Source organism: Streptomyces sp. NPDC088554 (genome assembly GCF_044752945.1).
Lineage (GTDB): Bacteria > Actinomycetota > Actinomycetes > Streptomycetales > Streptomycetaceae > Streptomyces.
The window spans coordinates 37174-63518 of the sequence record NZ_JBIVMF010000013.1 but is presented as its reverse complement, the minus strand read 5'-3'; the positions used below and the strand labels follow the sequence as shown (position 1 = coordinate 63518).

Annotated in this window: 20 protein-coding genes and 1 pseudogene; 13 read left to right on the top strand and 8 right to left on the bottom strand. The window is 73.3% G+C overall.

From position 1 onward, the window contains the following. The first annotated feature begins 4 nt into the window (after positions 1-4). The 4 genes from ACIP8W_RS17005 to ACIP8W_RS16990 all read left to right on the top strand — a co-directional run bounded on the left by ACIP8W_RS17005 (position 5) and on the right by ACIP8W_RS16990 (position 3927). Positions 5-253: a hypothetical protein gene (locus tag ACIP8W_RS17005; protein WP_401948315.1), complete on the top strand. Its 249-nt coding sequence runs from the start codon at positions 5-7 to the stop codon at positions 251-253. Between the two features lie 51 nt (positions 254-304). Beyond that, positions 305-1483, top strand: a complete 1179-nt coding sequence (locus tag ACIP8W_RS17000) for a methyltransferase (protein ID WP_401948318.1) — start codon at positions 305-307, stop codon at positions 1481-1483. Between the two features lie 232 nt (positions 1484-1715). Continuing rightward, positions 1716-3656, top strand: coding sequence for an NAD-binding protein (locus ACIP8W_RS16995; RefSeq protein ID WP_401948483.1), 1941 nt, complete (start codon positions 1716-1718; stop codon positions 3654-3656). 70 nt (positions 3657-3726) lie between these two features. After that, a complete protein-coding gene (locus ACIP8W_RS16990) occupies positions 3727-3927 on the top strand; it encodes a hypothetical protein (protein ID WP_401948320.1) in 201 nt (66 codons plus the stop codon). 138 nt (positions 3928-4065) lie between these two features. On the opposite strand, the gene ACIP8W_RS16985 is transcribed toward ACIP8W_RS16990, so the two are convergent. Beyond that, on the bottom strand, positions 4066-5610 hold the full coding sequence (locus tag ACIP8W_RS16985; RefSeq protein ID WP_401948323.1) for an ATP-dependent DNA ligase: 1545 nt from the start codon (positions 5608-5610) through the stop codon (positions 4066-4068). Positions 5611-5680: 70 nt separating this feature from the next. Here ACIP8W_RS16985 and ACIP8W_RS16980 point away from each other — a divergent pair. The 3 genes and pseudogenes from ACIP8W_RS16980 to ACIP8W_RS16970 all read left to right on the top strand — a co-directional run bounded on the left by ACIP8W_RS16980 (position 5681) and on the right by ACIP8W_RS16970 (position 10555). Then, positions 5681-6618 (top strand): annotated as a pseudogene (locus tag ACIP8W_RS16980) (oxygenase MpaB family protein). Next, a complete protein-coding gene (locus ACIP8W_RS16975; protein WP_402203516.1) occupies positions 6600-8963 on the top strand; it encodes a tetratricopeptide repeat protein in 2364 nt (787 codons plus the stop codon). The pseudogene ACIP8W_RS16980 and the gene ACIP8W_RS16975 overlap by 19 nt, the downstream one beginning before the upstream one ends. Before the next feature lie 59 nt (positions 8964-9022). Continuing rightward, positions 9023-10555 (top strand): phytoene desaturase family protein, encoded by a 1533-nt coding sequence (locus ACIP8W_RS16970; RefSeq protein ID WP_401948327.1) that lies wholly within the window; start codon positions 9023-9025, stop codon positions 10553-10555. A gap of 31 nt (positions 10556-10586) precedes the next feature. On the opposite strand, the gene ACIP8W_RS16965 is transcribed toward ACIP8W_RS16970, so the two are convergent. Continuing rightward, a complete protein-coding gene (locus ACIP8W_RS16965) occupies positions 10587-12362 on the bottom strand; it encodes a serine hydrolase (protein ID WP_402203514.1) in 1776 nt (591 codons plus the stop codon). A gap of 141 nt (positions 12363-12503) precedes the next feature. Here ACIP8W_RS16965 and ACIP8W_RS16960 point away from each other — a divergent pair, with 141 nt between their 5' ends. The 4 genes from ACIP8W_RS16960 (at position 12504) to ACIP8W_RS16945 (ending at position 15426) form a co-directional block, all read left to right on the top strand. Continuing rightward, entirely contained in the window at positions 12504-13610 is a 1107-nt protein-coding gene (locus ACIP8W_RS16960) for a calcium:proton antiporter (RefSeq protein ID WP_401948331.1), read from the top strand. Positions 13611-13714: 104 nt separating this feature from the next. Further along, on the top strand, positions 13715-14359 hold the full coding sequence (locus tag ACIP8W_RS16955; RefSeq protein ID WP_401948334.1) for a chorismate mutase: 645 nt from the start codon (positions 13715-13717) through the stop codon (positions 14357-14359). A gap of 126 nt (positions 14360-14485) precedes the next feature. Continuing rightward, a complete protein-coding gene (locus ACIP8W_RS16950) occupies positions 14486-14728 on the top strand; it encodes a DUF397 domain-containing protein (RefSeq protein WP_401948486.1) in 243 nt (80 codons plus the stop codon). Between the two features lie 197 nt (positions 14729-14925). Then, the gene (locus tag ACIP8W_RS16945; RefSeq protein WP_401948337.1) at positions 14926-15426 is read left to right on the top strand and encodes a hypothetical protein; all 501 of its coding nucleotides are present in this window, start codon (positions 14926-14928) and stop codon (positions 15424-15426) included. A 203-nt stretch (positions 15427-15629) separates the two neighbouring features. Here the strand turns inward: ACIP8W_RS16945 and ACIP8W_RS16940 are convergent, their stop codons facing one another. Together ACIP8W_RS16940 and ACIP8W_RS16935 are read right to left on the bottom strand one after the other, a co-directional pair. Beyond that, positions 15630-17561, bottom strand: a complete 1932-nt coding sequence (locus ACIP8W_RS16940; RefSeq protein WP_402203512.1) for an N-acetylmuramoyl-L-alanine amidase — start codon at positions 17559-17561, stop codon at positions 15630-15632. Positions 17562-17810: 249 nt separating this feature from the next. Next, entirely contained in the window at positions 17811-18929 is a 1119-nt protein-coding gene (locus ACIP8W_RS16935) for an aminoglycoside phosphotransferase family protein (protein ID WP_401948343.1), read from the bottom strand. Between the two features lie 233 nt (positions 18930-19162). On the opposite strand from ACIP8W_RS16935, the gene ACIP8W_RS16930 reads away from it, so the two are divergent. After that, entirely contained in the window at positions 19163-20665 is a 1503-nt protein-coding gene (locus ACIP8W_RS16930) for a hypothetical protein (protein ID WP_401948345.1), read from the top strand. Positions 20666-20718: 53 nt separating this feature from the next. Here the strand turns inward: ACIP8W_RS16930 and ACIP8W_RS16925 are convergent, their stop codons facing one another. The 4 genes from ACIP8W_RS16925 to ACIP8W_RS16910 all read right to left on the bottom strand — a co-directional run bounded on the left by ACIP8W_RS16925 (position 20719) and on the right by ACIP8W_RS16910 (position 24230). Continuing rightward, a complete protein-coding gene (locus ACIP8W_RS16925; RefSeq protein WP_402203510.1) occupies positions 20719-22146 on the bottom strand; it encodes a PP2C family protein-serine/threonine phosphatase in 1428 nt (475 codons plus the stop codon). Positions 22147-22351: 205 nt separating this feature from the next. Continuing rightward, complete coding sequence (locus ACIP8W_RS16920; RefSeq protein WP_401948351.1) at positions 22352-22924, bottom strand: TetR/AcrR family transcriptional regulator; 573 nt, start codon at positions 22922-22924, stop codon at positions 22352-22354. Then, positions 22921-23283 carry a DUF1304 domain-containing protein gene (locus tag ACIP8W_RS16915; RefSeq protein ID WP_401948353.1) on the bottom strand — a complete coding sequence of 121 codons (363 nt, stop codon included), beginning with the start codon at positions 23281-23283 and terminating at the stop codon, positions 22921-22923. The genes ACIP8W_RS16920 and ACIP8W_RS16915 overlap by 4 nt, the downstream gene beginning before the upstream one ends. A 104-nt stretch (positions 23284-23387) precedes the next feature. Continuing rightward, positions 23388-24230, bottom strand: coding sequence for an endonuclease I family protein (locus ACIP8W_RS16910; protein ID WP_402203508.1), 843 nt, complete (start codon positions 24228-24230; stop codon positions 23388-23390). A gap of 236 nt (positions 24231-24466) precedes the next feature. Here ACIP8W_RS16910 and ACIP8W_RS16905 point away from each other — a divergent pair, with 236 nt between their 5' ends. After that, entirely contained in the window at positions 24467-26344 is a 1878-nt protein-coding gene (locus ACIP8W_RS16905) for a coagulation factor 5/8 type domain-containing protein (protein WP_401948359.1), read from the top strand. The last annotated feature ends 1 nt before the right edge of the window (position 26345 follow it).

Genomic DNA, 26345 nt, shown 5'->3' with positions numbered 1-26345 from the left:
CGCGATGACCGGACTCTGGCACCAGGTCCTGCGGACCATGTCCCGGCCCGGGGCGTCCCCGGACGACGATCTGCTGGCGCGGGCCGCCGCGGACATCGCGCTGCGCGACCATCCGCACCCCCCGGCCGACGCCGACGTGGTCCTGGAGATCGCCCGTACGGAATTCGCCGCCGTCCTCACCGTCGGCCAGGCCCGCGAGGCGCTCGAACGGGCCCGCAGGGAGGCGCGGCCGGACGCCGGATCACCACCCTGAGCAGGCATCGCGGCGTCCGCCGGGCGCCGGGGCGGTTAGCCTGAGTACACGATGAACCGTTTGACGACACCCTGGGGCGACTTCGGCCTCACCCGATTCCCCGAGCATCCCCGCGAGACGCTGCGCGCGTGGGACGCCGCCGACGACTACCTGCTGCGGCACCTCGGAGGAATCGACGCGGAGCCCGTCGACCTGTCGGGCACCGTCGTCGTCGTGGGCGACCGGTGGGGCGCGCTGACCACGGCGGTGGCGGCCCGCAGGCTCGGACAGCTCGGCGGCGCCCCCCTGACACAGATCACCGACTCGTATCTGACCCAGCAGGCGACCCGCGCCAATCTCCGCCGCTCCGGCGCGGACCCCGGCGCCGTACGGCTGCTCTCCGCCCGGGACACCCCGCCGGAGCGCGTCGACGTCCTGCTGATCCGCGTCCCCCGGAGCCTCGCGCTGCTGGAGGACCAGCTGCACCGGCTGGCCCCGGCGATCCGTCCGGAGACCGTCGTCATCGCCACCGGGCGGGTCACCGAGATCCACACCTCGACCCTGAAACTGTTCGAGCAGATCCTCGGCCCGACCACCACCTCGCTCGCGGTCAGGAAGGCCCGGCTGATCTTCTGCAGGCCCGCCGCCGGACGGACCAGGACGGCCGGCCCCTGGCCGCACAGCTACGCGCTGCCCGACGGGATCGGTTCCATGTCGGGACGTACCGTCGTCAACCACGCGGGGATCTTCTGCGCGGAGCGGCTCGACATCGGTACGCGGTTCCTGCTCAGGCATCTGCCGCGGAGCCGGGGCGCCGAGCACGTGGTCGACCTCGGCTGCGGCAACGGGGTCGTCGGTACGGCGGTGGCGCTGGACAACCCGGCGGCCAGGGTGACCTTCATCGACGAGTCGTTCTCGGCGGTGGCCTCGGCCGAGGCCACCTTCCGCAAGAACATCGACACGGACACGGCGGCGGAGTTCGTCCTCGGCGACAGCCTGACGGAGGTCGCCGCGGGCACGGTCGACCTCGTACTGAACAATCCGCCGTTCCACACCCACCAGGCGACGACCGACGCGACGGCGTGGCGCATGTTCACCGGGTCGCGCGCGGCGCTGCGGACCGGCGGCGAGCTGTGGGTCGTCGGCAACCGGCACCTCGGGTACCACGTCAAGCTGCGGCGGCTCTTCGGCAACTGCGAGACCGTGACGAGCGATCCGAAGTTCGTCATCCTGCGGGCCGTCAAGCGCTGACCCCCCAAGCCCTCCGGCCGGCACCCGCGCCGACCGGAGGGCTTTCCGCTGCCGGCCCGGCCCCCGATGGCGCGGCGGATCCCGTTCCGGCGGCGGCGGTTGACGCCCTGTCCGATTTCCGTGGCACCTGGTGCGGGCCGGGTGGCCTATCGCTTCCGCCCGCCCCTTCCGTAACACTGTTGTCGTGTCCACACTTCCTCACCAGGTACAACGCGGCTTTCCCGCAGGCCACATGATCGTCTGCGGCGATGACACGCTGGCCCACCGGCTGGCGGGCGAGCTGCGCGACGTCTACGGCGAACAGGTCATGCTGGTCGTCCCGCCCGTACGCGCGGCCCGCCGGCCGCCCACCCCGGTCGCCGGTCTCGGCAGGGCCACCGCCTTCTTCGGCCGGATGTCGGCCGCCATGGCCCGTACGGCCGCGACGCTCCCCGATCCGGTCGGGGACCCGGGCGGGCGAGCGGACGGGCCACGGGTCCTGGAGACGGCCGAGCTCGACGAGGACGTGCTCGTGGACGCCGGGGTGACGGAGGCCGCCGCACTCGCCCTCGTCCACGACGACGACGAGACCAATATCCGGGCCGCGCTCGCCGCCCGCCGGCTCAACCCCCAGCTGCGGCTGGTCATCCGGCTCTACAACCGCAAGCTCGGCCAGCACCTGGAGGAGCTGCTCGACCAGGCGGCGGCAGTCGCCCTCCCCGGCCTCGACCGCGCCGCCCTCGACGCCACCACCACCGTCCTCTCCGACGCCGACACGGCCGCCCCCGCACTGGCCGCCACCGCCGTCGCGGGCACCAGCAAGGTGGTCAGGGCGGACGGCCTGCTGCTGCGGGCCGTCGAACGCAACCCGCCGGGACCCGGCGAGGTCGCCGACCCCGGCCTGTGCACCCTCGCGCTGCTCTCCGCCACCTCCCAGGACCCGGCGGGCGCCGAGGGCTCCGACAACAGCGGGCAGGAGGGACCGCGGCTGCTGCCCGACGACGCGAGCGCCGCCGCCGCCACCGGACGCGGCACCGTGGTCCTGGAAGCGGTCTCCCACGCGGGTCCCGACCTGCCGACGCGCCGGCTCTCGGCCCGGGGCGCCCCGCTGGCCTCGCTCTTCTCCCGGAGGCTGCGCTGGTCGTTCGCGGGCATCCTGGCCGCCGTGTGCGCGCTGGCCGTCGCCTCCATGATCGTCACCGACGCCGGACCGGTACGCGCCACCTACCTCACCCTGCTCGACCTCTTCGCCATCGGCGAGGCCGCCGAGGGAGCACGCGCCGGACGCCAGATCCTCCAGCTCCTCGCCATGATCACGGGGCTGCTGCTCCTGCCCGTACTGCTCGCGGCCGTCCTGGAGGCACTCGGCACCTTCCGCGCCGCCTCCGCGCTGCGCCGCCCGCCGCGCGGCCTCTCCGGCCATGTCGTCCTGCTCGGACTCGGCAAGATCGGTACCCGGGTCCTGGTCCGGCTCCGCGAACTGTCCATCCCCGTCGTGTGCGTCGAGGAGGACCCCGAGGCGCGGGGCATCGCGCTCGCGCGCAGCCTGCGCGTACCGGTCGTCCTCGGCGACGTGACCCAGGAGGGCGTGCTGGAGGCCGCCAAGATCGAACGGGCCGGCGCCCTGCTCGCCCTCACCAGCGTCGACACCACCAACCTGGAGGCCACGCTGTACGCGCGCTCCGTCGCCCCCGATCTGCGGGTGGCGCTGCGGCTGTACGACGACGACTTCGCCACCGCCGTCTACCGCACCCTGCGCGCCGCCCACCCCGAGGCGCTCACCCGCAGCCGCAGCGTGTCGACCCTGGCCGCGCCGGCCTTCGCCATCGCCATGATGGGGCGCCAGATCCTCGGCGCGATCCCGGTCGAGCGCAAGGTCCTGCTGGTCGCCGTCATCGATGTGGCGGGCCACCCCCGGCTGGAGGGGCGGACGGTCGCGGAGGTGTTCCGGCCCGGCGCCTGGCGGATCATCGCGCTGGACACCGCGGACCCGGGGGAGCGGCGCCCCGATCTGTCGGACACCCGGCAGGACCACGCGTCCCGCCGCCCGGACGGGCTCGTCTGGGACCTGCACCCCGGCTATGTGCTGCACCCCCGCGACCGGGTCGTCCTGGCCGCCACCCGTCGGGGCCTCGCCGAACTCCTGGGCCGCCAGTCCACCGCCCGGCCCCGCCCGGCACCGGGCCCGCTGTAGGCCCGTTCTCCGGAATGCGGCCGGGGCCCCGGGGCATGAGAATGGCGACACGGACGAACGAGGAGGCGGCATGAACGCAGAGCCCGCTGCACGGCCGGACCACGAGGGCGTGACCCCCGACCGGCTGCTGCACACCGGCGCCTACGACGGGGTGACGGCCGAGGACCTGGTGCTGGCCTCCGGCCGTGACGTCACCCCACAGAGCATGGACTGGGCCCGGCGGCGACTGGCCGAGAGGGGCCGCGCCGCCATCGAGGAGCAGCTGCCGTAGCGCACCCGTACCCCGGGACCGCGGAAACGGTGCCGCCCCGCCGCGAACCAGGCGGGCGGCACCGTTTCCGCGCGCCCGTTCTCTCGTGGTCTTACGTTGACGAACCGTGTTCCTACGTTGACGAACGAGCGGCGCCCCTCAGCCCCGCTCCCCCTCCTCCCGGCCGCCCCTGCCGTGCGCCGCCAGCACCGCCGCGACCGTGTCCGCCTCCTCGGCCCGCTTCTCCTCCCGGTAACGCACCACCCGGGCGAAGCGCAGCGTCACCCCCGCCGGGTAGCGGGACGACCGCTGGAGCCCGTCGTAGGCGATCTCCACCACCAGCTCGGGCCGTACGGTCACGGTGAAGCCGTCGTCCCGTACCGCCAGCTCCCGCAGCCGCTCCGTCTGCCACTCCAGCGTCGCGTCCGTCAGCCCCTTGAAGGTCTTCCCGAGCATCGCGAACGAGCCGTCGTCCCGCCGCGCGCCCAGATGCAGGTTCGAGAGCAGGCCGGTACGCCTGCCGTGCCCCCACTCGGCGGCCAGCACCACCAGGTCCAGCGTGTGCACCGGCTTGACCTTCAGCCAGCCCGCACCCCGGCGGCCCGCGCTGTACGGCGTGTCGAGCGCCTTGACCACCACCCCCTCGTGCCCCCGGTCCAGCGCGGCGCGCCAGAACGCCTCGGCGGCCGCGGACTCCCCGTCCGTGACGACGATCCGCCGCACCCGCATCGGCTCGGGCACCAGCCGCGCCAGCGCCTCGTGCCGGTCCGCGCACGGCAGATCGAGCAGATCCTCGCCGCCGACCGCGAGGATGTCGAAGAAGACGGCCGACAGCGGCACCGCGTCCTTCCCCGGGGCGTGCGACCCGACCCGGCCCGCGGTCTCCTGGAACGGACGCGGCCGGCCCGCCACGTCCAGCGCGACGACCTCCCCGTCCAGGACGAACAGGTCACCGTCCAGCCCGCGCGCGGCGGCCACCACCTCCGGCAGCCGCTCCGTGATGTCGTCGAGCGCGCGCGTGAAGACCCGTACCTCCGTCCCCTCCCGATGCACCTGCACCCGGATACCGTCGAGCTTCTCCTCCACGGCGCACGCCCCGAGCCGTTCGATCGCCTCCGCGACATCCGTCGCGCTCTGCGCGAGCATCGGCTGTACGGGCCGCCCCACCGTCAGCAGGAACTCCTCCAGCACCGGCGGCCCCACGGCCAGCAGCCGCTCCGCCACCCGCTGCAACGAGCCCGCCAGCATCACCGCCCGGCGCACCGCGTCCGCGCGCGCCCCCGAGGTCTCGGCCAGCGCCTCCACGGCCACCGCGTCCAGCGCGCCCTGGCGCACCTCGCCCGAGATCAGCCCCACCAGGAACCGCTGCTCCTCCTCGGTCGCCGCGCCCAGCAGCTCCCGCACCAGCCGTCTGCGCTCCTTCAGCGCCCCGGGGCCCGCGACGGCCGCGAGCGCGGTGAACGTGTCGTCGACCCGGTGCACGGTCAGCGTGGACCGGTCCGCCGCCGGGGGCGGGTCCTTCAGCGCGTTCCAGCCCACCCCGATCCGCCCCTGCGGCAGCCGCCCGGCCAGATAGGGGATGACCACCGGAACATCCTCGGGACCGGCGGTACGGAAGAGCCCGGCCAGCAGGGAGACCTTCCGGGACCGCGCGGACGTCGCGGCGACCTCCCGGGAGACATGGGCGAGCGGTGCCAGCAGCATGTATCCATCGTCCGCCGCCCGGCCTGGGTTCGCGCGCCGGGCGCGCCACGGCCCCGGTTGGCCTGTGCCCATGAGCGACAGCGGCACCGCCCCCGACCCCGGGCTCTTCGGGCCCGATTCGGTGACCTGGCAGCTGCACAGCGACCCCATGATGTGGATCGCGGGCATCCGTGGCCTCTATCTCCGGGCGCTGCACCCCCGCACCCTGCGCGGGGTGACCCAGAACAGCGACGTCCGCGCCGACACCTGGGGGCGGCTGCGCCGTACGGCCGGATTCGTGGGCACCCTCACCTACGGCACCACCGAGGCCGCCGAACGGGCCGGCGCCCGGGTCCGGGGCATACACCGTCGGCTCGGCGCCACCGACCCCGTGACCGGCGAGCGCTACGCCGTCGGCGAACCCGCGCTGCTGCTCCGGGTGCACTGCGCCGAGGTCGACTCGTACCTCCACGTCCTGCGCCGGTCCGGCATCCCGATGAGCGACGCCCAGGCCGACCGCTATGTGACCGAACACCGCGAGAGCGCCCGGCTGGTCGGCCTCGACCCGGCGCGGACCCCCGCCACCGCCGCGGAGCTGGCCGCCTACTTCACCCGGGTCGGGCCGAGCTGGCCTGTGGCCCCGAGGCCCGGGACATCGAGGCGTTCCTGCGCAGGCCACCGGTGCCCGCCCCGCTCGTGCCGGCCCGCGCCCTGCTGTGGGGGCGGGCCGCCGCGCTCGCCTACGCGTCGCTGCCGGGCTACGCCCACGAGCTGTACGGCCGGTCCGCGCCCGCGCCCGACACCGTGACGCGGCGGTTCACCGCCGTCGGCAAGGTGCTGCGCCGCATCCCCTCCGGGGTCCGCTGGCAGCTTCCGCCGAAACATATCAAGCGGGCGATGGCACGACTCGGGCCCGACACCCGTCCCTCCCCGTACACACTCCCCGGCGGGGCGGCCATACTGGACGGGCCGGGGAGGGCGCAGCGAGGTGACGGGGGCGACAGCGGGCGATGGCGGACACCAGGCTGATCCAAGGCCGCTACCGGCTGCTCGATCTGGTCGGGCGCGGCGGGATGGGCGAAGTCTGGCGGGCCCGCGACGAATCCCTCGGCCGGCAGGTCGCGGTCAAATGCCTCAAACCGGTGGGCCCGCAGCAGGACCTCTCCTTCACCCGGATCATGCGCGAGCGGTTCCGCCGCGAGGCGCGGGTCGCGGCCGCCCTCCAACACCGGGGTGTCACCGTCGTCCACGACTTCGGCGAGTACGACGGGCTGCTCTATCTCGTCATGGAGCTGCTCGACGGACGCAACCTCAGCCAGCTGCTGGAGGACCCGGACGCGGGCCCGGGACCCGACGGCCGGATCGGCCAGCGCCCGCTGCCGGTGCCCGATGTCGTCGATATCGCCGCGCAGGTCGCGGAGGCCCTCGCGTACACCCATGAACAGGGCATCGTCCACCGCGATCTGAAGCCCGCCAACATCATGCGGCTCCACGACGGCACGGTGAAGATCTGCGACTTCGGCATCGCGCGCCTCGGCCACGACATCGGGTTCACCTCACGGCTCACCACCACCGGCATCGCCATGGGCACCCCGCACTACATGTCGCCCGAGCAGATCTCCGGCGGTCTGTCCGTCGACCACCGCAGCGATCTGTACTCGCTGGGCTGTGTGCTGTACGAGATCGCCACCGGAGCCCCGCCGTTCGATCTGGAGGACGCCTGGTCGGTGCTGGTCGGCCACCGCGACACCATCCCCGAGCCGCCGAGCACGCACCGCCCCGAGCTGCCCGGGTTCTTCGACCGGATCGTCCTCGACCTGCTCGCCAAGGACGTCGAGGACCGGCCCGCCGACGCGGGCGAGCTGCGCCGCCGTATCGCCGCCGCGCGCTCGGGCGGCGGCCGGCTCGCGCTGCCGGCGGGGCCGGGTTTCGGGGTGCTGCGCTCGGACGACCTGCTGCTGCCGTCCTGGACCCGGTCCATGACCACCGGTCACAAGGCGGTCGGCGTGTCCGTGCTGCGGCCCACCCCGCCCGACCCGGCGGCGGGCCTGACCGGCGGCTGGACCGGTCCGGTGGGCCCGCGCGCGCTCATGGGACCGCCCGCTCCGCGCGCCCTCACCGGACCGCCCGTCGCGGGGGCGCCCGCCGGGACGTACACGGCGGGGATGTACGCGGCCGGGCCGTACGCAGCGGGGACGCACGCGCTCATCGTCCGGCCCGCCGCGCAGCCCGAGCAGCTCGCCGCCCTCGCCCACCGGCACAACGACGGTCTGCGCCTGGGCCGGCTCGGCCACTGGCAGGAGGCGGGGGAGGTGCACCGGGCGGTCGCCGCCGAACGCGAGCGGGTCCTCGGCCCCGACCACCCCGACACCCTCGGCAGCCGTTACGAGGTCGGCCTCACCCTGAGCAGGACGGGCCGGACCGACGACGCGCTGCGCGAGTTCACCCGGGTCGCCGAGGGGCGGACCCGTACCCTGGGCGCGGACCATCCCGACACGCTCGCCGCCCGGCAGGAGACGGCCTATGTCCTGGGCCAGCTCGGTCGGCACTTCGAGGCCCACGAGGTGTTCGCCGCCGTCCTCGCCTCCCGCGAGCGCACCATGGGCCCCGACCACCCCGACACCCTGCGCTGTCGTCACAACCTCGCCCACAACCTGAGCCGCCTCGGCCGGCTGGAGGACGCCCACCGGCTGGTCCACGAGGTCGCCACCGCCCGCGCCTCGGTCCTCGGCGCCGACCACCCCGACACGCTGGTCAGCCAGTACGAGGTGGCCTACGCGCTGGGCCAGCTCGGCCGCTGGCCGGAGGCGCTCGCCGTCTACCGCGCCGTCGCCGACGCCCGCGCCCGCGCGCTGGGCGCCGACCACCCCGACACCCTGGCCGCCCGCTACGAGGTCGGCATCAGCCTCGGCCGCCTCGACCGCAGCGCGGAGGCCCTGGAGCTGTACCGCGGCCTCGTCGAGGACCGCGCCCGCGCCCATGGCCCGCTCCACCCCGAGACCCTGCGCGCCCGCCACGGCTACGGCGTCAACCTCGGCCGCCTCGCCCGCTGGGAGGAGGCCCTCGCCGAGGCCCATGACGTCTGCGGCGCACGGGAACAGGTTCTCGGCCCCGACCACCCCGACACCCTGGTCAGCCGCCGGGAGATCGCCGTGGGCCTCGGCTGGCTCGGCCGCTGGCCGGAGGCGCTCGCCGTCTACCGCACCGTCGCCGACGCCCGCGCCCGGGTCCTCGGCCCCACCCATCCGGACGCCCTGGCCAGCCGTAACGACGAGGCCCACTGTCTCGAACAGCTCGGCAGGGGAGCCGAGGCCGCACAGCTGTACCGCCAGGTGTCGGCGCTGAGCCAGCACCACGGCGCCCGGATCCGCTGACCGGCGGGGGCGGGGCCGTCCCCCTGGCCGCGCGATCATCCGCGTGCTACCCAGGAACCATGCCCGCACACACCGCGTACGACGCCGTCATCGTGGGCGGCGGCCACAACGGTCTGGTCGCCGCCGCCTATCTCGCCCGCGCCGGGCGCTCCGTCCTCGTACTGGAACGGCTCGGCGACACCGGCGGCGCGGCCGTCTCGGGGCGCCCCTTCGCGGGGCTCGACGCCCGGCTCTCCCGCTACTCGTACCTGGTGTCCCTGCTGCCGCCGAAGATCGTGAGCGAGCTGGGACTCCGCTTCACCGTACGCAGACGGACCGTGTCCTCGTACACCCCCTCGGGGAACGGCGGGCTGCTGGTCGGTGCCGGGCGTACGCGCGACTCCTTCGCCGCGCTGACCGGCTCGGGGCGGGAGTACGCGGCCTGGGAGGACTTCTACGGGATGACGGGACGGGTCGCCCGGCGCGTCTTCCCCACCCTCACCGAGCCGCTGCCCACCCGGGAGGAGCTGCGGGCGCGCGTCGACGACGACACCGCCTGGCGGAGCCTCTTCGAGGAGCCCATCGGCGTCGCCATCGAGGACCGCTTCCACCACGACCTGGTCCGCGGAGTGGTGCTGACCGACGCTCTGATCGGCACCTTCGCCGACGCCCACGACCCCTCGCTCGTCCAGAACCGCTGCTTCCTCCACCACGTGATCGGCGGCGGCACCGGGGACTGGGACGTACCGGTCGGCGGTATGGGCGCCCTCACCGACGAGCTGGCACGGGCCGCGCGGGAGGCGGGCGCGGAGATCGTCACCGGCCATGAGGCGGTCCGGATCGAGACCGACGGCGCGCACGCCGAGGTCACGTTCCGCACGGCGGAGAGCGAGGGTACGGTGACGGCCCGCCAGGTCCTGGTGAACGCGTCGCCCCAGACCCTCGCCGCCCTCCTCGGCGACCCGCCCCCGGCCCCCGCGGAAGGCGCCCAGCTCAAGGTCAACATGGTGCTGAGCCGGCTGCCCCGGCTGCGCGACCGGTCGGTCGACGCCCGGGACGCCTTCGCCGGTACGTTCCATGTCGCCGAGAGCTACGGCCAGCTCGCCACCGCCTACCGGGAGGCCGCCGAGGGCCGCCCGCCGTCCGCGCCGCCCTCGGAGATCTACTGCCACACGCTGACCGACCCGTCGATCCTCGGCCCGGAACTGGCCGAGCGGGGCTGTCACACCCTGACCCTGTTCGGACTCCACACCCCCGCGCGGCTGTTCGCGGACGACCACGACACCGTACGCACCCAGCTGCTCGCCGCGACTCTCGCGGAGCTGGACGACCGGCTGGCCGAACCGATCGCGGACTGTCTGGCGCTCGACGCGGACGGCCGGCCCTGTATCGAGGCGAAGTCCCCGCTCGACCTCGAACGCGAACTGCGGATGCCCGGCGGCCATATCTTCCACCGCGATCTGGCGTTCCCCTACGCGCAGGAGGGCACCGCCCGCTGGGGCGTGGAGACCGCGCACGCCAATGTGCTGCTCTGCGGCGCGGGCGCCGTCCGGGGAGGCGGGGTCAGCGGTGTGCCGGGCCACAACGCGGCGATGGCGGCGCTGGGACGGTGAGCGCGGGGCCGGTCCCGGCCCGTCCGGCGGGTCAGTCCGCCGACAGGGTCCAGCCCACCGCCTCGATCCGCGCCGCGTCCCCGGGCCGCGCCGCGTCGAAGACCGTACGGCCGCCGGTCTCGATCCGGGGCCGGTCCACGTACACGCCCCGCCCGACGTACCGTTGGTCCGTCGTGTACCGCCAGCGCGGCCGCACCCCGCCGCCGGGGAGGGCGGGGAGGTCGGCGGTCAGCCGGTGCCAGACCCGCCCCGACCGGCCCGTCACCGCACCGTCCGGATGGACGCGCGGCTCCTGCCCGGAGCGTACGGTCGTGAAGGGCAGCGGCCGCCACCCGTCGCCCTCCGGCACTTCCAGGAACAGTGTGTCGGCGTCCGGCTCGGTGTCCCACCACAGGGAACAGCACAGCCGGGCAGGACCGGGGCCGACGGTGACCTCGGGCAGCGTGAGCGTGGCCGTCGTCGCGCTCGCCATACCGGAGTACCAGGCGGCCCGGCCATGCTCCGGGGTGACCGGGACGGCGCGCGCCATCCGGTCGGCCGCCGCCACCCGGGGCGCGCTGCCCGAGCGCCAGCTCCGTACCGGATGGACGGAGTTGCCGAGGACGATCAGGAACGAGTCGGTCGTCGGGTCCAGGACGAGACCGGTGCCGGTGAACCCGGTGTGGCCCGCCGTGCCCGGAGCGGCCATCGCGCCCATGTACCAGCGTTGGTCCAGCTCGAAGCCGAGGCCATGGGCGTCACCGGGGAAGGCCGTGTTGAAATCGGTGAACAGCAGCTCCACGGACCGGGCGCCCAGGATCCGCGTCCCGCCGTACACTCCGCCGTTGAGCAGCGTACGGGCGAGGATCGCCAGGTCCCAGGCGCGGGAGAAGACCCCGGCGTGGCCCGCGACCCCGCCCAGGGCGTACGCGTTCTCGTCATGGACCTCGCCCCGCACGAGCCCCCGGTCGAGCCCGGACCACGGCGGGCGGGCGTCCTCGGTGGCGGCGATCAGGGGCCGCCAGGAGGCGGGCGGGTTGTAGCGAGTGCGGTGCATCCCGAGCGGAGCGGTGATCTCGTCGTGGAGCAGGACATCCAGAGTGCGACCGGTGATCCTCTCCAGGAGCAGCTGAAGCACGATCGGATTGAGGTCCGAGTAGAGATAGGCCGTGCCGGGCGGCTGGGCCGGAGCCTCGTCCCACAGCCGCCGCACCATGGCCTCGCGCGTCGGTTCCCGGTACAGCGGGAGCCAGGCGCGCAGACCGGAGGTGTGGGTCAGCAGCTGGCGTACGGTGACCGCGCCCTTCCCGCCCCCACCGAACTCCGGGAGGTACGCCGCGACCCGCGCCTCCAGCTCCAGCGCGCCCCGCTCGATCTGCTGGACCGTGAGGACCGAGGTGAACAGCTTCGAGACGGAGGCGAGATCGAAGACCGTGTCCTCGGTCATCGCGACCCGCCGCCCCGCCTCCAGCTCCACCCCGGCGCCGGTCCTCTCGTCGTACGCCGCGTAGCGCAGGGCGTGGCCGATCGCCCGGTGCAGGGCCACGGTCCCGCCGCGCCCGGCGAGCAGCACGGCGCCCGCGTACCAGGGGTGGACCGGGGACGGGCCGAGGAAGGCCGCCGCGTCGTCGGCCAGCCGCTCCAGCTGGTCCGCGAGCAGCCCCGCGCGGGCGGCGGAGCCGTGCCGCAGGACCGTCCCGCCCGAAGCCGCCGCCCCCGCCCCCGCTCCCGCCGCCGCGCGGGCGGGGGAAACCGCGAACGGCACGGCGGCGCTCCCCGCGACATCCCCGGAAGCGCCCCCGGCCGTCTCCTCCGCGTCCTCCGTCATGGCGAAGCCTCCTCCGGGAAGTGCCGTCGATGCCCCTCCGTACCACAGCGCGACGGAGAGCGCATCAGGGACGGGACCCCGGCGGGCCGTCCGGCGCAGCCCGCCGCGCGCGTCCGTGCCACCTCTGGCAGCGTGGGCCGCATGAGCCCGAGCATCAGCGTCCGGTCACTGCTGGCGCAGTGGACCGTGGTGGTGCCGCTGCTCGCGCTGGTCGCCCTGATCCTCAGCTGGGGGCGGGAACTGCCCGGCTTCGCCGTCGGTCTGGTCGCGCTCTGTCTGGCGGGCGCGGTGCTCGCGGCCGTCCACCACGCCGAGGTCGTCGCCCACCGGGTGGGCGACCCGTACGGCGCGCTCATCCTCGCCGTGGCGGTCACGGTCATCGAGGTGGCGCTCATCGTCACCCTCATGATCGACGGCGGCGGCAAGACCGCCACCCTCGCCCGCGACACCGTCTTCGCCGCCGTCATGATCACCTGCAACGGGATCGTTGGTCTGTGTCTGCTGGTCGGCGCGTTGCGCAGCAGGGTCGCCGTGTTCAACGCCGAGGGCACGGGCGCCGCGCTGGCCAATGTGACCACGCTGGCCACCCTCACCCTGGTCATCCCGACCTTCACCACCAGCGAACCGGGCCCGCAGTTCTCGCCGGCACAGCTGGGCTTCGCCGCCGTCGCCTCGCTCGCTCTGTACGGGCTGTTCGTCGCCGTACAGACCGTGCGCCACCGCGATTACTTCCTGCCCGTCACGCAGGACGGCGAGGTCCGCGAGACCGACTCGCACGCACCGCTGCCCACCCGGCGCGCGACCGTCCTCAGCATGGTGATGCTCCTCGTGGCGCTGGTCGCCGTCGTCGGGGACGCGAAGGCGGTCTCGCCCACCATCGAGTCGGGGGTGGACTCGGCGGGACTGCCACAGGCGGTCGTCGGGGTGGTCATCGCGCTGCTGGTGCTGCTGCCGGAGACCCTCGCCGCCGTACGTTCGGCGCGCCGCGAGCGGGTCCAGACGAGCCTCAATCTGGCGCTCGGCTCCGCCATGGCGAGCATCGGGCTGACGATCCCGGCCATCGCGCTCGCCACCATCTGGCTGGACGGGCCGCTGGTGCTCGGACTGGACGCCACCCATATGGTGCTGCTCGCCCTCACCGTGGTGGTCGGCGCCCTGACCGTCGCCCCCGGCCGCGCCACCCTGCTCCAGGGCGGGGTCCATCTGGGGATCTTCGCCGCGTTCGTCTTCCTCGCCATCAGCCCGTAGGGGCGGGCGGACGAATCACGGTGCGGGAGCGCTGCCGACCGCGCTCCCGGCGGGGTGAGCGGGGGTTTGTAAGATCAATGATTTCACCCCCCTCAGGAGTTTTCATGAAGCAGAGTTCCCCGCGCCCCGGTTCCGCGCGCCCGTCCCGGTCCGTCCGCCCCTGGCTCGCGGCGAGCGCCGCCGCACTCGCGCTCCTGGGCGGCCCCGGCGCCGCCGCGGCGACCGCCGCACCCGCCCCCGTCGGTTCGTACGACGGCCTCGGTTCGTACAACGGCCTCCTGCCCGTCGCGGAGCTGTCCGCGCAGCGGCTGGCCATCGCCGATCTGGTCGCGGCGGCGAAGTGGGGCACGGCCGGCCCCATCGACGATCCCGCCCGCGAGCAGCAGGTCCTCGACACGGTCGCGCGGCAGGCGGACGAACTCGGAGCCGATCCGGCGGCGACGGTACGGATCTTCCGTGACCAGATCGAGGCCAACAAGGACGTCCAGCGGGCGCTGCACCGCCGCTGGGACGCCGATCCGGCGAAGGCTCCGACGGAGAAGCCGGATCTGGCCGTGGTGCGCGTCGAGATCAATCGCGTCAACGACTCGCTCGTACGGGCGATCGCCGACTCGGCGCAGGAGCGGTCCGCGTCCCACTGCGAGGGCACGCTGCTGCTCTCGGCGGCCCGGGTACGGAACGAGGAGCACCTGGACCTCGTCCACACGGCCGCGCTGGGCCGCTCGCTGCGTTCCGTCTGCGCGGCGTGACCCGGTCCGGCTCCATCCCGTCCGATCCGACCGGTTACGCCCCGGGCGGGCCGGGGTGTGGCCTGTCCGGGACCGGTGGCGGTGGATAGGCTGGCCCGGGACGACGCGCAGTGGGAGGAGCTGGAGATGGCCGAGAGCATCACCACCCAGAGGCCGCATACGGGCTGGGACAAGCCGGAACTCGATCTGAGCACCGCGGACTGGCGGTCGAGCAGCCGGGGGACGGGTGATGTCCAGATCGCCTTTGTCGAGGGCTTCATCGCCATGCGCAACAGCGGCAGGCCGGAGAGCCCGTCGCTGATCTTCAGCCCGGCCGAGTGGCGGGCGTTCGTGATCGACGCGCGTGCCGGGGAGTTCGACCTCACCTGACACGGCCCGCCCCGCGCGGGCCGGGCTCCTCCGGTACGTACCGGAGGAGCCCGTGCGATCCGTACCCCCCTCCGTGCGGCCGACACCACGAACACCACGGGCCCGGCGAACGGAAACCTCGCCATGGCGTGCCCCCGACCGGTGCGTTGACGTCCACCCGGCTCCGGTGGAGTGGCGCGAACACGTACCATGGTGGGATGTCCTTTCTCCGCCGCCGCAGCGCCGCCACACCCGCGGGCCCGGACTTCGATGTCCTGGCCATGGACCCGGGTGACTGGCCCGGCAATCTCGGCGCCGGGCTGCTGCCCGCGCCCGACGGCAGCTGCCAGGGTGTCTTCCTCCGGTACGACCTGTTCGGCGGCCGGGGCCCCGCGATGGTCATCGGTAATCTCCCGGAGGGCTCACCCGCCCGTGAGCTGACGGAGGGGCAGATCCCGTTCGAGGTGGCGCAGCTGCTGCTGGCGCTGGAGAACGAGGAGCCGGTCGAGGTCGTCGGCAGCGAGGACATGCCGGTGATGCAGGGCGACAACCTGCTGATCGTCCGGCGGCTGAAGCTCTCCGAGAGCCGGATCTCCTGTGTCCAGTTCGACCGCAGTGACCAGGTCCTGGTCACCATCGCCAGCTGGGACCGGCCGATCACGGACGATCTCTACGCACTGCTGAAGCCGCTGCCGGCGGAGCTGTTCCAGCAGGGCTGACCCACGAGGACGATGCGCGGGCGGCGGTGCGCGGGCGGAGGTTCGCCGCCGCGCCCGTCACTGTCGCGTGTCCCCGTCAAGCCGCCCCGCACCGCCGGGAGTTCGGCCCCGGAAGGCTCGTGTCGCCGAGTACGCGAACGGTGTGCGCCGGGCGTCATCGGCACCCCCGTGGCCGATGACGCCCGGTTCCCCCGGCCCGGCGGTCAGTCCGCCGGACGTACCTCGGCATCGGACGCCTTCACAAAGGCGATCCGGTGCCCGTACTGGATTTCGTAGTACGCCTCCGTACCCCGCACCATCCGGTGGCCCGAGGTCTCGAACGTCGGCGCGTAGAAGTACTCCCCCGGCACCTGGCGGCCCACCGTGTAACGCTGGCCCGCGAGCACCTTGTACGGCAGTGCGGAGACAGTCTGGACCGGCACCCCCGCCGGGTACGCGGCCGCCTCCGGATAGGCCCGCCCGTACACCGGGATCTCCGTCAGCCCGGCCCTCGGTGTCAGTACCGCGGCCCGGGTGCCCACCGCGGTGGGGCGCGCGGCCGGGTTGTGGAACCACGCCTTCTGGCCGAGGTACCAGAGCGCCGTCCAGTCGCCCTCGCGTCCGGCGACCGCGTACCGCTGGCCGGTGGTGGCGCGGGCGCCCAGGTCATTGACGCCGGTGGTGGACTCGTCGCCGCCCGGACGCAGCCCGATGTCCTTCACCAGCGGCGCGTTCGCGTCCGGCGCGGTGTGCAGCCGTACCGCGCCCGAACCGTGCGCGGCGCAGAGCTGCCCGGTGGTCCCGCACCCGGTGTACACCGGCTGGTTCGACGCGTAGTCGGGCCGGATCGTCACCACCCGCGCGTCCGCTCCCGCGTCCGGCGCGAACGGCCGGCCCAGCAGCTCGAAGTAGTGTGCCCAGTCCCAGTAGGGGCCGGGGTCGGTGTGCATCCCGGGGACCGTCGCCGTGGTCGTCCCCGGCACGGTGTCATGGCCCAGGATGTGCTGCCGGTCCAGCGGGACACCGTACTTCTCCGCCAGATACACCACCAGCCGCGCGGACGCGCGGTACATCGCCTCCGTGTACCAGGCGTCCGGCGCGGCGAGGAAGCCCTCGTGCTCCAGCCCGACGGACGTGGAGTTGATGTACCAGTTCCCGGCGTGCCAGGCGACGTCCTTGGTCCGTACGTGCTGGGCGATCTGCCCGTCGGAGGAGCGCAGCGTGTAGTGCCACGACACATACTCCGGGTCCTTGATCAGGCTGAGGGCGCCGTCCCAGTACCCCTCGACGTCGTGGATGACGATGTAGTCGACCGACTGGGAACGCGGCCGGTCGGCCAGGTCGTGATTGCCGTAGTCGCCCTCGCCGAACCGCTCGTACGCCGCGGGGGCCCACTGGCAGGAGACGGTGGCGGGACACTCGGTCCCCGCCGCGCGCGCTCCCGGCCGTACGGTCCTGTCGGTACGCGGCAGACCGGGCACCGCGCGCAGGACCACCCGCTGGCCGCTGTCCGTGGTACGCCGCTCGCCGGCCCGGATCACCTCGTACACCTCATTGGCGTACCCCGAGCCGGCCGAGGGGTCGCCCGCCCCGGAGAACAGGGCGACCGCCCCGTACCAGTCGGCGGGGTCGGCGCTCAGCGGCTTGCCCAGCTCCCGCTGGGCCGCCGCCAGCAGCGCGGCGCCGCCCCGGACATTGGCGCCGGGGCTCCGCCGCAGCTCCTCGGGGGCCAGCCCGGTCAGCGCGGCGGCGCGGTGCAGGGTCCGCAGCCGGGCGGGCGGCTCGGAGTTCTCCGGCGGCCTCGCGGACCCGGCCGTCCCGGGGACGGGCCGGACGGCCGGGCGGGAGGAGTCACCGCGCGCGTCCTCCGATCCGTCCGAGTGGTGCTGCTCGGGGCCGGCCGCCCGCGCGAGCGCGGCCTCGGCGTCCGTCAGATGCATCGGACCGTAGCCGCCGGTGACGCTCGGCGCGCCGTCGTGCGTGTCCCAGCGCGACTGGAGGTACGACACGCCCAGCAGCACACTCTGCGGCACCCCGTACCGGGCGGACGCCGCGGCGAACTCGCGCTGGAGGGAGCCGGGGCCGGGCCGCTCGGCGGTGGCGGAGGGCCCCGCCGAGACCAGCGGCAGCAGCAGGGCGGCGGACGCGACGAACACCCCGGACCCGAGGGCGCGACGACGGAGTCCCGGACGTGGGGGGACGGGCTCTCGCACGGGCTCTCGCAATGCAGCCTCCAGTGACGGGTAGTGCGTGGGACGTACCTGACGGGCCGGATCGTCTCCAGAGGTACCGGCTGCCGAACGATCCGTCAATCAGGCGCCACAGAGGGAATTTCGCACGTCAACACGGGTGACGAGGAGTAAAGGAACGAATGGTTCCGGCGACCGGGGCACCCCGCGCCCCGGTCAGCGCGTACCGACCGCCGCCCGTACCGCACGCCGCGCCATCGCGCAGTCGTCGTGCAGCCGGCGCAGCAGCAGCCGCTGCTCCTCACCCGTCGACAGACCGCCCCCCGCGACCGGGGCCGACGGCACGGCCCCGGACGACGGCCCCTCCCGCAGCGCGCGCTGCACCGCCGTCTCGTACATCCGGATCTCCCGGGTCAGGATGAGCATCAGATTGACCAGGAACGCGTCCCGCGCCGCCGGACCGTTCTCCGCGGCGAGCTGGCTGATCCGCCGCCGCGCCGCCGGGGCGTCGCCGAGCACCGTCCAGAGCGTCGCCAGGTCGTACCCGGGCAGATACCAGCCCGCGTGCTCCCAGTCGACGAGCACCGGACCGGCCGGTGACAGCAGGATGTTGGAGAGCAGGGCGTCACCGTGACAGAACTGGCCCACGCCCTGGCGGGCACCGGCCAGACCGTGCAGCAGCTTCTGGAGGTCCCCCAGATCCCGGTCGGTGAAGAGCCCCAGCTCGTGATAGTGCGTGATCCGGGACGCGTAGTCGAGCGGCTTGTCGAACAGCCCGGCCGGCGGCCGCCAGGTGTTCAGCCTGGCGATGGCGCCGAGCGCGGTCCGTACGTCCGTACGCGGCGGAGCCTGCACCGGATGACGGGTCAGCGCCGCAGCCCTGCCGGGCATCCGCTCGATCACCAGCGCACAGCTCTCCGGGTCCGCCGCGATCAGCCGGGGCACCCGCACGGGCGGGCGGTGCCGGACGAACGCGCGGTAGACAGCTATTTCGTGCCGGAACCGCTCGGTCCAGACCGACGAGTGGTCCAGCAGACACTTGGCGACCGCGGTGGTACGCCCGGTGGAACCGACGAGCAGGACGGAACGGCCGCTGCGCCGCAGCACCTGCACCGGCTTGAACTCCGGGCAGATCCGGTGCACCGCGGTGATCGCCATCCGCAGCTGAGCGCCCTGGGGACCGGACAAGTCGAGTCTCCCGCTGAGCGGTCCGGCGACCGTCCCCGTCCGGAGCCGGGTCCGCCCCGCGTGGGTGGGGTCGAGGTACGGCCCGCTGCCGGGAGTGACCGTACGCGAGCGGGGCGGGGCCGACACGGAGGACGATGCTGTGTACATGGGCGGTACGGATCCCTTCGTGCGCCGACGAGTTACGTGCGCCACCCGCCCCGGCAGATGCGGGAGCACCCTGGGGAGTACGTCCGGCTGCCGGGCCGGGGTGGCGCGTTCCTACCCGACACCGGCGAGCGGGTGGCACACCATCTGGCGGACCCTGGCGAACCCTGGCGAATAGTCGCCACGCATCTGACCGAGGGCTACTGTCAACTCAGCCGAGAACCTGGGGGCTTGATGTGAGCGGGGAACCCAATACCCGCCTGTCGGATCTGTTCGGCCTGGCCGGCTGGTCCAAGGGAGAACTCGCGCGGCTGGTGAACCGGCAGGCGGCGGCCATGGGCCACCCGCAGCTGGCCACCGACACCTCGCGGGTGAGGCGCTGGATAGACATGGGGGAGACCCCGCGCGATCCCGTGCCGAGAGTGCTGGCAGCCCTGTTCACCGAGCGGCTCGGTCGTGTCGTGACCATCGAGGACCTCGGGTTCGTACGGAACGGTCGCGCGGGGAAACGACGGGCAGCCGGTAGCGCGGACAACCCCGACGCCCTCCCCTGGGCACCCGACCGGACGGCAGCGGTCCTCACCGAATTCACGGGAATGGACCTCATGCTCAACCGCCGCGGCTTGGTGGGCGCGGGTGCCGCGCTCACCACAGGCTCAGTACTCACCAGCGCCATGCACGACTGGCTGCACTCCGACCCCGCACTCTCGTCCGACGCCCCACACCTCGGCGATCCCCTCGACATGGAACCCGCCGGGTACGACCTCTACGAAGCCGCGCCCATCGGATCGCAGGAGATCGAGGCGCTGGAGCACTCCGTCGAGGTGTTCCGCGCCTGGGACGCCGCCCGGGGCGGCGGACTCCAGCGCAAGGCGGTGGTGGGCCAGCTCAACGAGGTGGGCGGCATGCTCGCCTACCGTCACCCCGACCATCTCCAGCGGCGCCTGTGGGGCGTCGCCGCCAATCTCGCCGTACTAGCGGGGTGGATGTCCCACGACGTCGGCCTCGAACCCACGGCCCAGAAGTACTTCGTCATCGCCACCCACGCCGCGCGGGAGGGCGGCGACCGGCCCCGCGCGGGCGAAGCCCTGTCCAGAGCGGCCCGGCAGATGATCCATCTGGGCCGGCCCGGCGAGGCGCTCGATCTGATGAAGCTCGCCGCGTCGGGATCGGGCGAGGAGAACCTCCCCCGGACCCGCGCCATGCTGCGCACGATCGAGGCATGGGCCCAGGCGTCCATGGGGCGCGGCCAGGCCATGCGCCGCACCCTGGGCGAGGCGGAGGACCTCTTCGTGGCGGACAAGGGTGATGTCCCGCCGCCCTCCTGGATGCAGATGTTCAACGAGGCGGATCTGCACGGCATGCAGGCGCTGGCCTACCGCACCCTCGCCGAACGGGACCCGGCGGCGGCGGCCCTCGCGCAGAGCCATGCCAAGAGGGCGCTGGAGCTGCGCGACGGAGGGCTCCAGCAACGCTCCAAGATCTTCGACTACATCTCGCTGGCCTCCGCCTGCTTCATCGCGGACGACCCCGAACAGGCCGACCGCTACGCGCGGCGGGCGCTGGTGTCGATGGGGGAGACCTCCTCGCACCGCACCTGGGACCGGCTCAAGGAGATGTACCGGCTCACCGACCGGTACGCGGAGCACCCGAGGATCAAGGAGCTGCGCGAGGAGATCCGGCTGGCCATGCCGAACAGCCCCGGCAAGAACAAGAGGGCGGGGAAGACCGACATCTGACGCCGTACCGCCGGTCTCCGGACGGATCGGGCCGCCGCGCTCCGTCCCCGGCCTCAGCCGCCGATCCTGGCGACCATCACACAGGCGTCATCGGTACGTTCGGACCGGCCGAACTCCTCGACGACCGTCGTGGCACACTCCCGCGCGCTACGGGTCCCGGCCAGCCGGGGCGCCAGCGCGAGAAGCCGGTCCCGCCACGCCCCCGTCCCGGTGGCGTCGGTGGGACGCGCCGGTCCGTCGGTGTGCAGCACCAGCAGATCACCGGGGCGCAGCCGGACCTCGGCCTGTTCGTACACGGCCCCCGAGGTCGCTCCGAGCAGGACACCGTCCGGCGGTGTCAGCGCGCGCCCCGTCCCGTCGCGGAACAGCAGCGGGGCGGGGTGTCCCGCCTGTGCCCAGGCGAACATCCCCGTCATCGGGTCGTAGCGGGCGCAGAGCGCGCTGCCCAGCACGGGCTGCTCCGAGCTGTCCACCAGCTGGTTGAGATGGCCCAGCAGCGGCCCCGGGCCGATGCCGGCCATCCCCATCCCGCGCACCGCGCCCAGCAGCATCGCCAGGGAGGAGGCCGCCACCACACCGTGGCCGGTCAGATCGCCGATGGCCAGCAGCGCCTCGCCGCCGGGCAGTCCGAGCGCGTCGCACCAGTCGCCGCCGGTCAGCGGGTGGGGCTCGGACGGCAGCCGGGACGCGGCCAGCTCCAGCGCGGCCGGGCCGCTCAGCGACAGCCGCAACGAGCGGCGCCACGACGGCAGGACCGCGTCCTGGAGCTCCCGCGCGAACCGGTGCTCGGTGCGGGCGGCCTGCTGCCGGTGGCTGAGCGAGTCCCGGGAGGCGAGCACCGCGCGCTCACCGCGGCGCAGGGCGCTGACATCGCGCAGCACCGCCCACATGGAGGCGGTGCAGCCGTCGGCGTCGAGGACCGGCTCGGCCCGCAGTTGTACGGTACGCACCTGGCCGTCGGCCCTGACGATACGGATCTCGCCGTCGATGGGTTTCCCGTCGATCAGGCAGTCCGTCACCATCGCGGTGAACAGCGCGGAGTCCTCGGCGAAGACCAGCGACGGCAGCTCGTCCAGTGTCATCGGGCCGCGCGCCACGGGCCGCCCGAGGATCTCGTACATCTCGGCGGACCAGCTCACCTCGTCGGTGAGGAGGTTCCACTCGGAGCTGCCGACCCGGCCGGGCAGTGGACGGGGGCCTCCGTCCTGCGCTGTTCCCCCGGTGACGTCCGGTACGGAGCCGACGGGCCGTCCAGCCTTGAGCTGGTCCAGGTGGCTGCCGAGGTCGTCCAGTTGATGGACCGCCAGATCGCGGAGCGCGCGCTGCCAGCGCCACAGGGCGTCGTCCTCGGCGACGGAGGCGTCCCGGCGGACCGCTGCCAGCTCCCCGCGCAGCCGACGGGTCTGGCTGATCAGGGCGTCCACTGTCCCCCGCTCGGAATGCTGCGGGGCGGGACGGTCCGCGAACAGGGGGGACGACATCTCGTACTCCGTTACGGGCGCGGCGCTGCCTGTGGCTGAAGGGTGGACCGGTTACGACTGTGGCACAGGCGTGCCACACCCGTAAGACGTTTGGCAACACTCGATCCGGTGGTGCTTCTGGCATATGCCGCAGGCTGTGGGGGAAACCCGCGCTTGTGCGGGTCCGTCGAACGCCCGCGCGGCGTACGGTGTTTGTGTCACCCGCTCAGGTGACGGGCATCCGGTGCAGTCCCACCAGCAGCCGCCAGACCCGGACCGCGATGGACTCCGGGGTGTCCTCGATCAGCCCGTGCAGCCAGTCGGCCAGTACCCCGGTGAAGGTAGCGGCCACGGCGGAGGCGATCAGCTCGGGTGCGGGGGCCCCGGCCAGGGCGCGTTCGGCGCGGCTGTACTCGCGCAGTTCGCGGTGGAGCAGCTCGCCCAGCGGGCCGCTGCCCCCCGGGCGCAGCAGTGTCCGGTAGAGCGCGGTGTGCGGGACGAGTCCGGTGAAGAATGCCGGGAGCGAGGGGGGTGGTACGAGTGGATCGGGGATGCCCCGCCAGGCGTGCAGGGCGTCCACCGCGTCCCTGACCACCTCCGCGCAGGCGTCGACGGCCAGCGCCTGGAGATCGGGGTAGTGCAGATAGAAGGTGGCCCGGCCCATCCCGGCCCGGCGCACCAGGGCCGCGACCCCGACCTCCTCGAACGGACGCTCCGCGCACTCGTCGAACAGCGCCTGCCGCAGCCGGGCCCGCGTCCTGGCCGTACGGGGATCGCCCGCCGGTACGGCGGAGGTCATCCCGCCGCCAGGACTGCCGCCAGGGTGAGCGCGCCGGGCAGTGCCTGGGCAAGCAGGATGCGCCGGTTCGCGGTGATCCCGCCGTACACCCCGGCGACGACCACACAGCCCGCGAAGAAGATCTGCACCCGGTACCCGGTCGGATCGGCGGCGATCAGGCCCCAGATCATTCCGGCGGCCAGGAAGCCGTTGTAGAGGCCCTGGTTGGCGGCGAGGCCGGCTGTCCTACGGGCCATCTCCGCGTCGAATCCGGAGAACTTGCGGCCGGGCGCGCGCTCCCACAGGAACATCTCCAGCACCAGGATGTAGACGTGGAGCGCGGCCAGCAGGCCGACCAGGACGTGGGCGACTGTCTGCATGAGCGGAACACCTCGTGAGTCGTCGGACAACAGAACTGGACATGTGTCCATGAAGTATAGACACATGTCCAGGAAGTCGACTCACGGCAGCGGCGCCGCCGGGGTCACCAGATCGACTCGACCCACTCGGGGTGGTCGATGAAGGGGTTCCGGTTGTGCTGGTACTGGCTGTCGATGATGTCGTTGCGGCGCTTCTCGAAGGTGTCCGGCGGGTCCTGCTCGTTCCACTGCTTCAGTACGGAGAGCTTGCCCACCGCCGGGCTGGAGCCGTTGCTGACCTTCTCGTTGGGCTCCAGATCGGCCCAGGAGTCGCCGCCCTCGTACCGGACCGCCATGTAGAGGATCATCCGCGCGACATCGCCCTTGACCGCGTCGCGCGGCTCGAAGGAGTCGGAGTCGGTGAAGTTGCCCGGCGCGCCGGAGACGGCGCTGCCGCCCTTGTCGAAGTCCTTGTTCCCGCGTATGGAGTTGACCGTGACGTCCTCCGGGCGCAGGTGGTGCAGGTCGGTGCCGGGGCCGGCCGCGGTGCCGAAGTCGCCGTGGGACTGGGGCCAGACATGCTCGCGGTTCCAGTTGCCCGTGTTACCGCCGTTGCTCGACTTCGACTGGGACCGGCCGGTGTAGAGCAGGAGCACGTTCGAGGAGTTCGCGGGGTCCTGGTCCGTGTTCTTCAGCGCGTCCCAGACCTGGGCGTAGGTCACCGTGGACTGGTCCTTGATGATCGTGTGGAGGGCGGACTTGAGCGCGGTGCCGCTCTTGCCGAGGGCGCTCTGGTAGTACGTGTCGTCAAGTGCGGCGACGGCCGCGGTGGAAGTCGCGGGCGCGGCGGCGACCGAGGTCTCGGACGGCGCGCCGGCCGGCGCTGCCGCCGCGGTGGTGGCGAGTACGGCGACGGTGGCGCCGAGGGCCATCAGCAGGCGTCCGACGGGACGTTGGCGACGGGACATGGGGGAGCTGTCCTCTCCGGGGGGACCACCGTGGCGCACGGCCGCAGAGTGGGGGGTGGCGCTGTGGTGGTCGTGAAGAAACGATTCAGCGGGAGCCTTCCACGGAGAAGGCACATCCGTGTGAACGCGTCATGACGGTCATGTGCAGGTCAAGGTATCCCATGGAGGACCCGGCAGAAGTGGGACTTCGTCCGAGACTTCGCGCGATCCGCCGCCCGACCGGGCAAGGAGACCTCATGAACCTGTTCCCCCGCGGTTTCCCCCACGGCTTCCCGTACGGCTCTGCGCGCCTTCCGAGCGGCTTCGCGTACGGCGGCGGAGCCCCTCGTCCCCGGCTCCGCCGCCGTCTCGCCCCGGTCGTCCTGCTGCTGACCGCCGTCCTCTGCGCGTCCTGCGCGCCGCCCGCCGACCCGCCGGAGCGCGAGGCCCGCCACGGAACGGAGGCCTCCGCCACCCCGCCGCCGCCCCCGGGCACCCCGGATCTCGGCCCGAACGTGGTCGTCTTCGACCCGTCGATGCCCGCCGCCACCATCCAGGCCCGGCTGGACGCCACCTTCCGCAAGCAGGAGACCGACCAGTTCGGCCAGGGGCGCACGGCCTTCCTCTTCCGGCCCGGCACCTACGACGCCGATGTCAACGTCGGCTTCTACACCCAGGTCGCCGGCCTCGGGCTCTCCCCGGACGACGTCCACATCCGCGGCGCCGTCCATGTCGAGGCCGACTGGTTTCCGCCGCAGAACGCCACCCAGAACTTCTGGCGCGGCGCCGAGAACCTCTCCGTCACCCCCACCACCGGCACCGACCGGTGGGCGGTCTCGCAGGCCGCTCCGTACCGCCGGATGCATGTGCGCGGCGATCTCGCGCTGGACGACGGCGGCTGGGCCAGCGGCGGCTTCATGGCCGACTCGAAGATCGACGGCACGGTGGTCTCCGGTACGCAGCAGCAGTGGCTGTCCCGCAACACCGAATGGTCGAAGTGGGACGGCGGCAGTTGGAACATGGTCTTCGTCGGCGTCCGCAACGCGCCCCCGGACAGCTTCCCCGCCCCGCCCCACACCACCGTCGCCCGGACCCCGCGCGTCCGCGAGAAGCCCTTCCTGTACGTGGACGACGCCGGCGCCTACCAGGTGTTCGTCCCCGCGCTGCGGGACCACTCGTTGGGAACGACCTGGTCGGGCACCGCCCCCGCCGGGGACTCCGTCCCGCTGGACCGGTTCCATATCGTCAGGCCCGGCGCGACGGCCCGGGAGATGAACACCGCGCTCGCGGCGGGCAAACACCTGCTCGTCACCCCCGGCGTCCATCACCTGGACGAGACCCTGAAGGTCACCCGCCCCGGCACCGTCGTCCTCGGCCTCGGACTCGCCACCCTGATCCCGGACAACGGCGTCACCGCCATGACGGTCGCCGACGTGGACGGGGTGAAGATCGCCGGACTGCTCATCGACGCGGGTACGGTCACCTCCCGCCGCCTGATGACGGTCGGGCCCGACGGCTCCACGGCACGCCACACCGCCGACCCCACCTCGCTGCACGACGTGTTCTTCCGTATCGGCGGCGCGGGAGCGGGCCGGGCGGCCACCAGCCTGGTCGTCAACAGCCGCGATGTGATCGGCGACCATCTGTGGCTCTGGCGTGCCGACCACGGGGAGGGCGTCGGCTGGAAGACCAACACGGCGGACACCGGACTGGTCGTGAACGGCGCCGATGTCACGATGTACGGACTGTTCGTCGAGCACTACCAGAAGCACCAGACCGTCTGGAACGCCAACGGCGGCCGGACATACTTCTACCAGAACGAGATGCCGTACGACCCGCCGGGCCAGAAGGCGTGGATGAACGGACGTACCCGGGGCTACCCCGCCTACAAGGTCGCCGGTTCCGTGACGGACCATCAGGCCGTCGGCCTCGGCAGCTACTGCTTCTTCAACGTCGACAAGAAGGTCGTCGCCGACCGCGCGTTCGAAGCGCCGAAGCGGGACGGAGTGCGCTTCCGCAGCCTGGTGACCGTGTCCCTGGGCGGCGGCGTCGGCGCCATCCGGCATGTGATCAACGACAGGGGCGGCCCGTCGGACGCGGCCACCAGCGTGGCCCCTCTCGTCAGCTACCCCTGAC

Bases quoted from the DNA above. Each gene is read 5' to 3' on its own strand.
- ACIP8W_RS17005 (WP_401948315.1), top strand. From the start codon at position 5: ATGACCGGACTCTGGCACCAGGTCCTGCGGACCATGTCCCGGCCCGGG.
- ACIP8W_RS17000 (WP_401948318.1), top strand. From the start codon at position 305: ATGAACCGTTTGACGACACCCTGGGGCGACTTCGGCCTCACCCGATTC.
- ACIP8W_RS16995 (WP_401948483.1), top strand. From the start codon at position 1,716: ATGATCGTCTGCGGCGATGACACGCTGGCCCACCGGCTGGCGGGCGAG.
- ACIP8W_RS16990 (WP_401948320.1), top strand. From the start codon at position 3,727: ATGAACGCAGAGCCCGCTGCACGGCCGGACCACGAGGGCGTGACCCCC.
- ACIP8W_RS16985 (WP_401948323.1), bottom strand. From the start codon at position 5,610: ATGCTGCTGGCACCGCTCGCCCATGTCTCCCGGGAGGTCGCCGCGACG.
- ACIP8W_RS16975 (WP_402203516.1), top strand. From the start codon at position 6,600: ATGGCGGACACCAGGCTGATCCAAGGCCGCTACCGGCTGCTCGATCTG.
- ACIP8W_RS16970 (WP_401948327.1), top strand. From the start codon at position 9,023: ATGCCCGCACACACCGCGTACGACGCCGTCATCGTGGGCGGCGGCCAC.
- ACIP8W_RS16965 (WP_402203514.1), bottom strand. From the start codon at position 12,362: ATGACGGAGGACGCGGAGGAGACGGCCGGGGGCGCTTCCGGGGATGTC.
- ACIP8W_RS16960 (WP_401948331.1), top strand. From the start codon at position 12,504: ATGAGCCCGAGCATCAGCGTCCGGTCACTGCTGGCGCAGTGGACCGTG.
- ACIP8W_RS16955 (WP_401948334.1), top strand. From the start codon at position 13,715: ATGAAGCAGAGTTCCCCGCGCCCCGGTTCCGCGCGCCCGTCCCGGTCC.
- ACIP8W_RS16950 (WP_401948486.1), top strand. From the start codon at position 14,486: ATGGCCGAGAGCATCACCACCCAGAGGCCGCATACGGGCTGGGACAAG.
- ACIP8W_RS16945 (WP_401948337.1), top strand. From the start codon at position 14,926: ATGTCCTTTCTCCGCCGCCGCAGCGCCGCCACACCCGCGGGCCCGGAC.
- ACIP8W_RS16935 (WP_401948343.1), bottom strand. From the start codon at position 18,929: ATGTACACAGCATCGTCCTCCGTGTCGGCCCCGCCCCGCTCGCGTACG.
- ACIP8W_RS16925 (WP_402203510.1), bottom strand. From the start codon at position 22,146: ATGTCGTCCCCCCTGTTCGCGGACCGTCCCGCCCCGCAGCATTCCGAG.
- ACIP8W_RS16920 (WP_401948351.1), bottom strand. From the start codon at position 22,924: ATGACCTCCGCCGTACCGGCGGGCGATCCCCGTACGGCCAGGACGCGG.
- ACIP8W_RS16915 (WP_401948353.1), bottom strand. From the start codon at position 23,283: ATGCAGACAGTCGCCCACGTCCTGGTCGGCCTGCTGGCCGCGCTCCAC.
- ACIP8W_RS16910 (WP_402203508.1), bottom strand. From the start codon at position 24,230: ATGTCCCGTCGCCAACGTCCCGTCGGACGCCTGCTGATGGCCCTCGGC.
- ACIP8W_RS16905 (WP_401948359.1), top strand. From the start codon at position 24,467: ATGAACCTGTTCCCCCGCGGTTTCCCCCACGGCTTCCCGTACGGCTCT.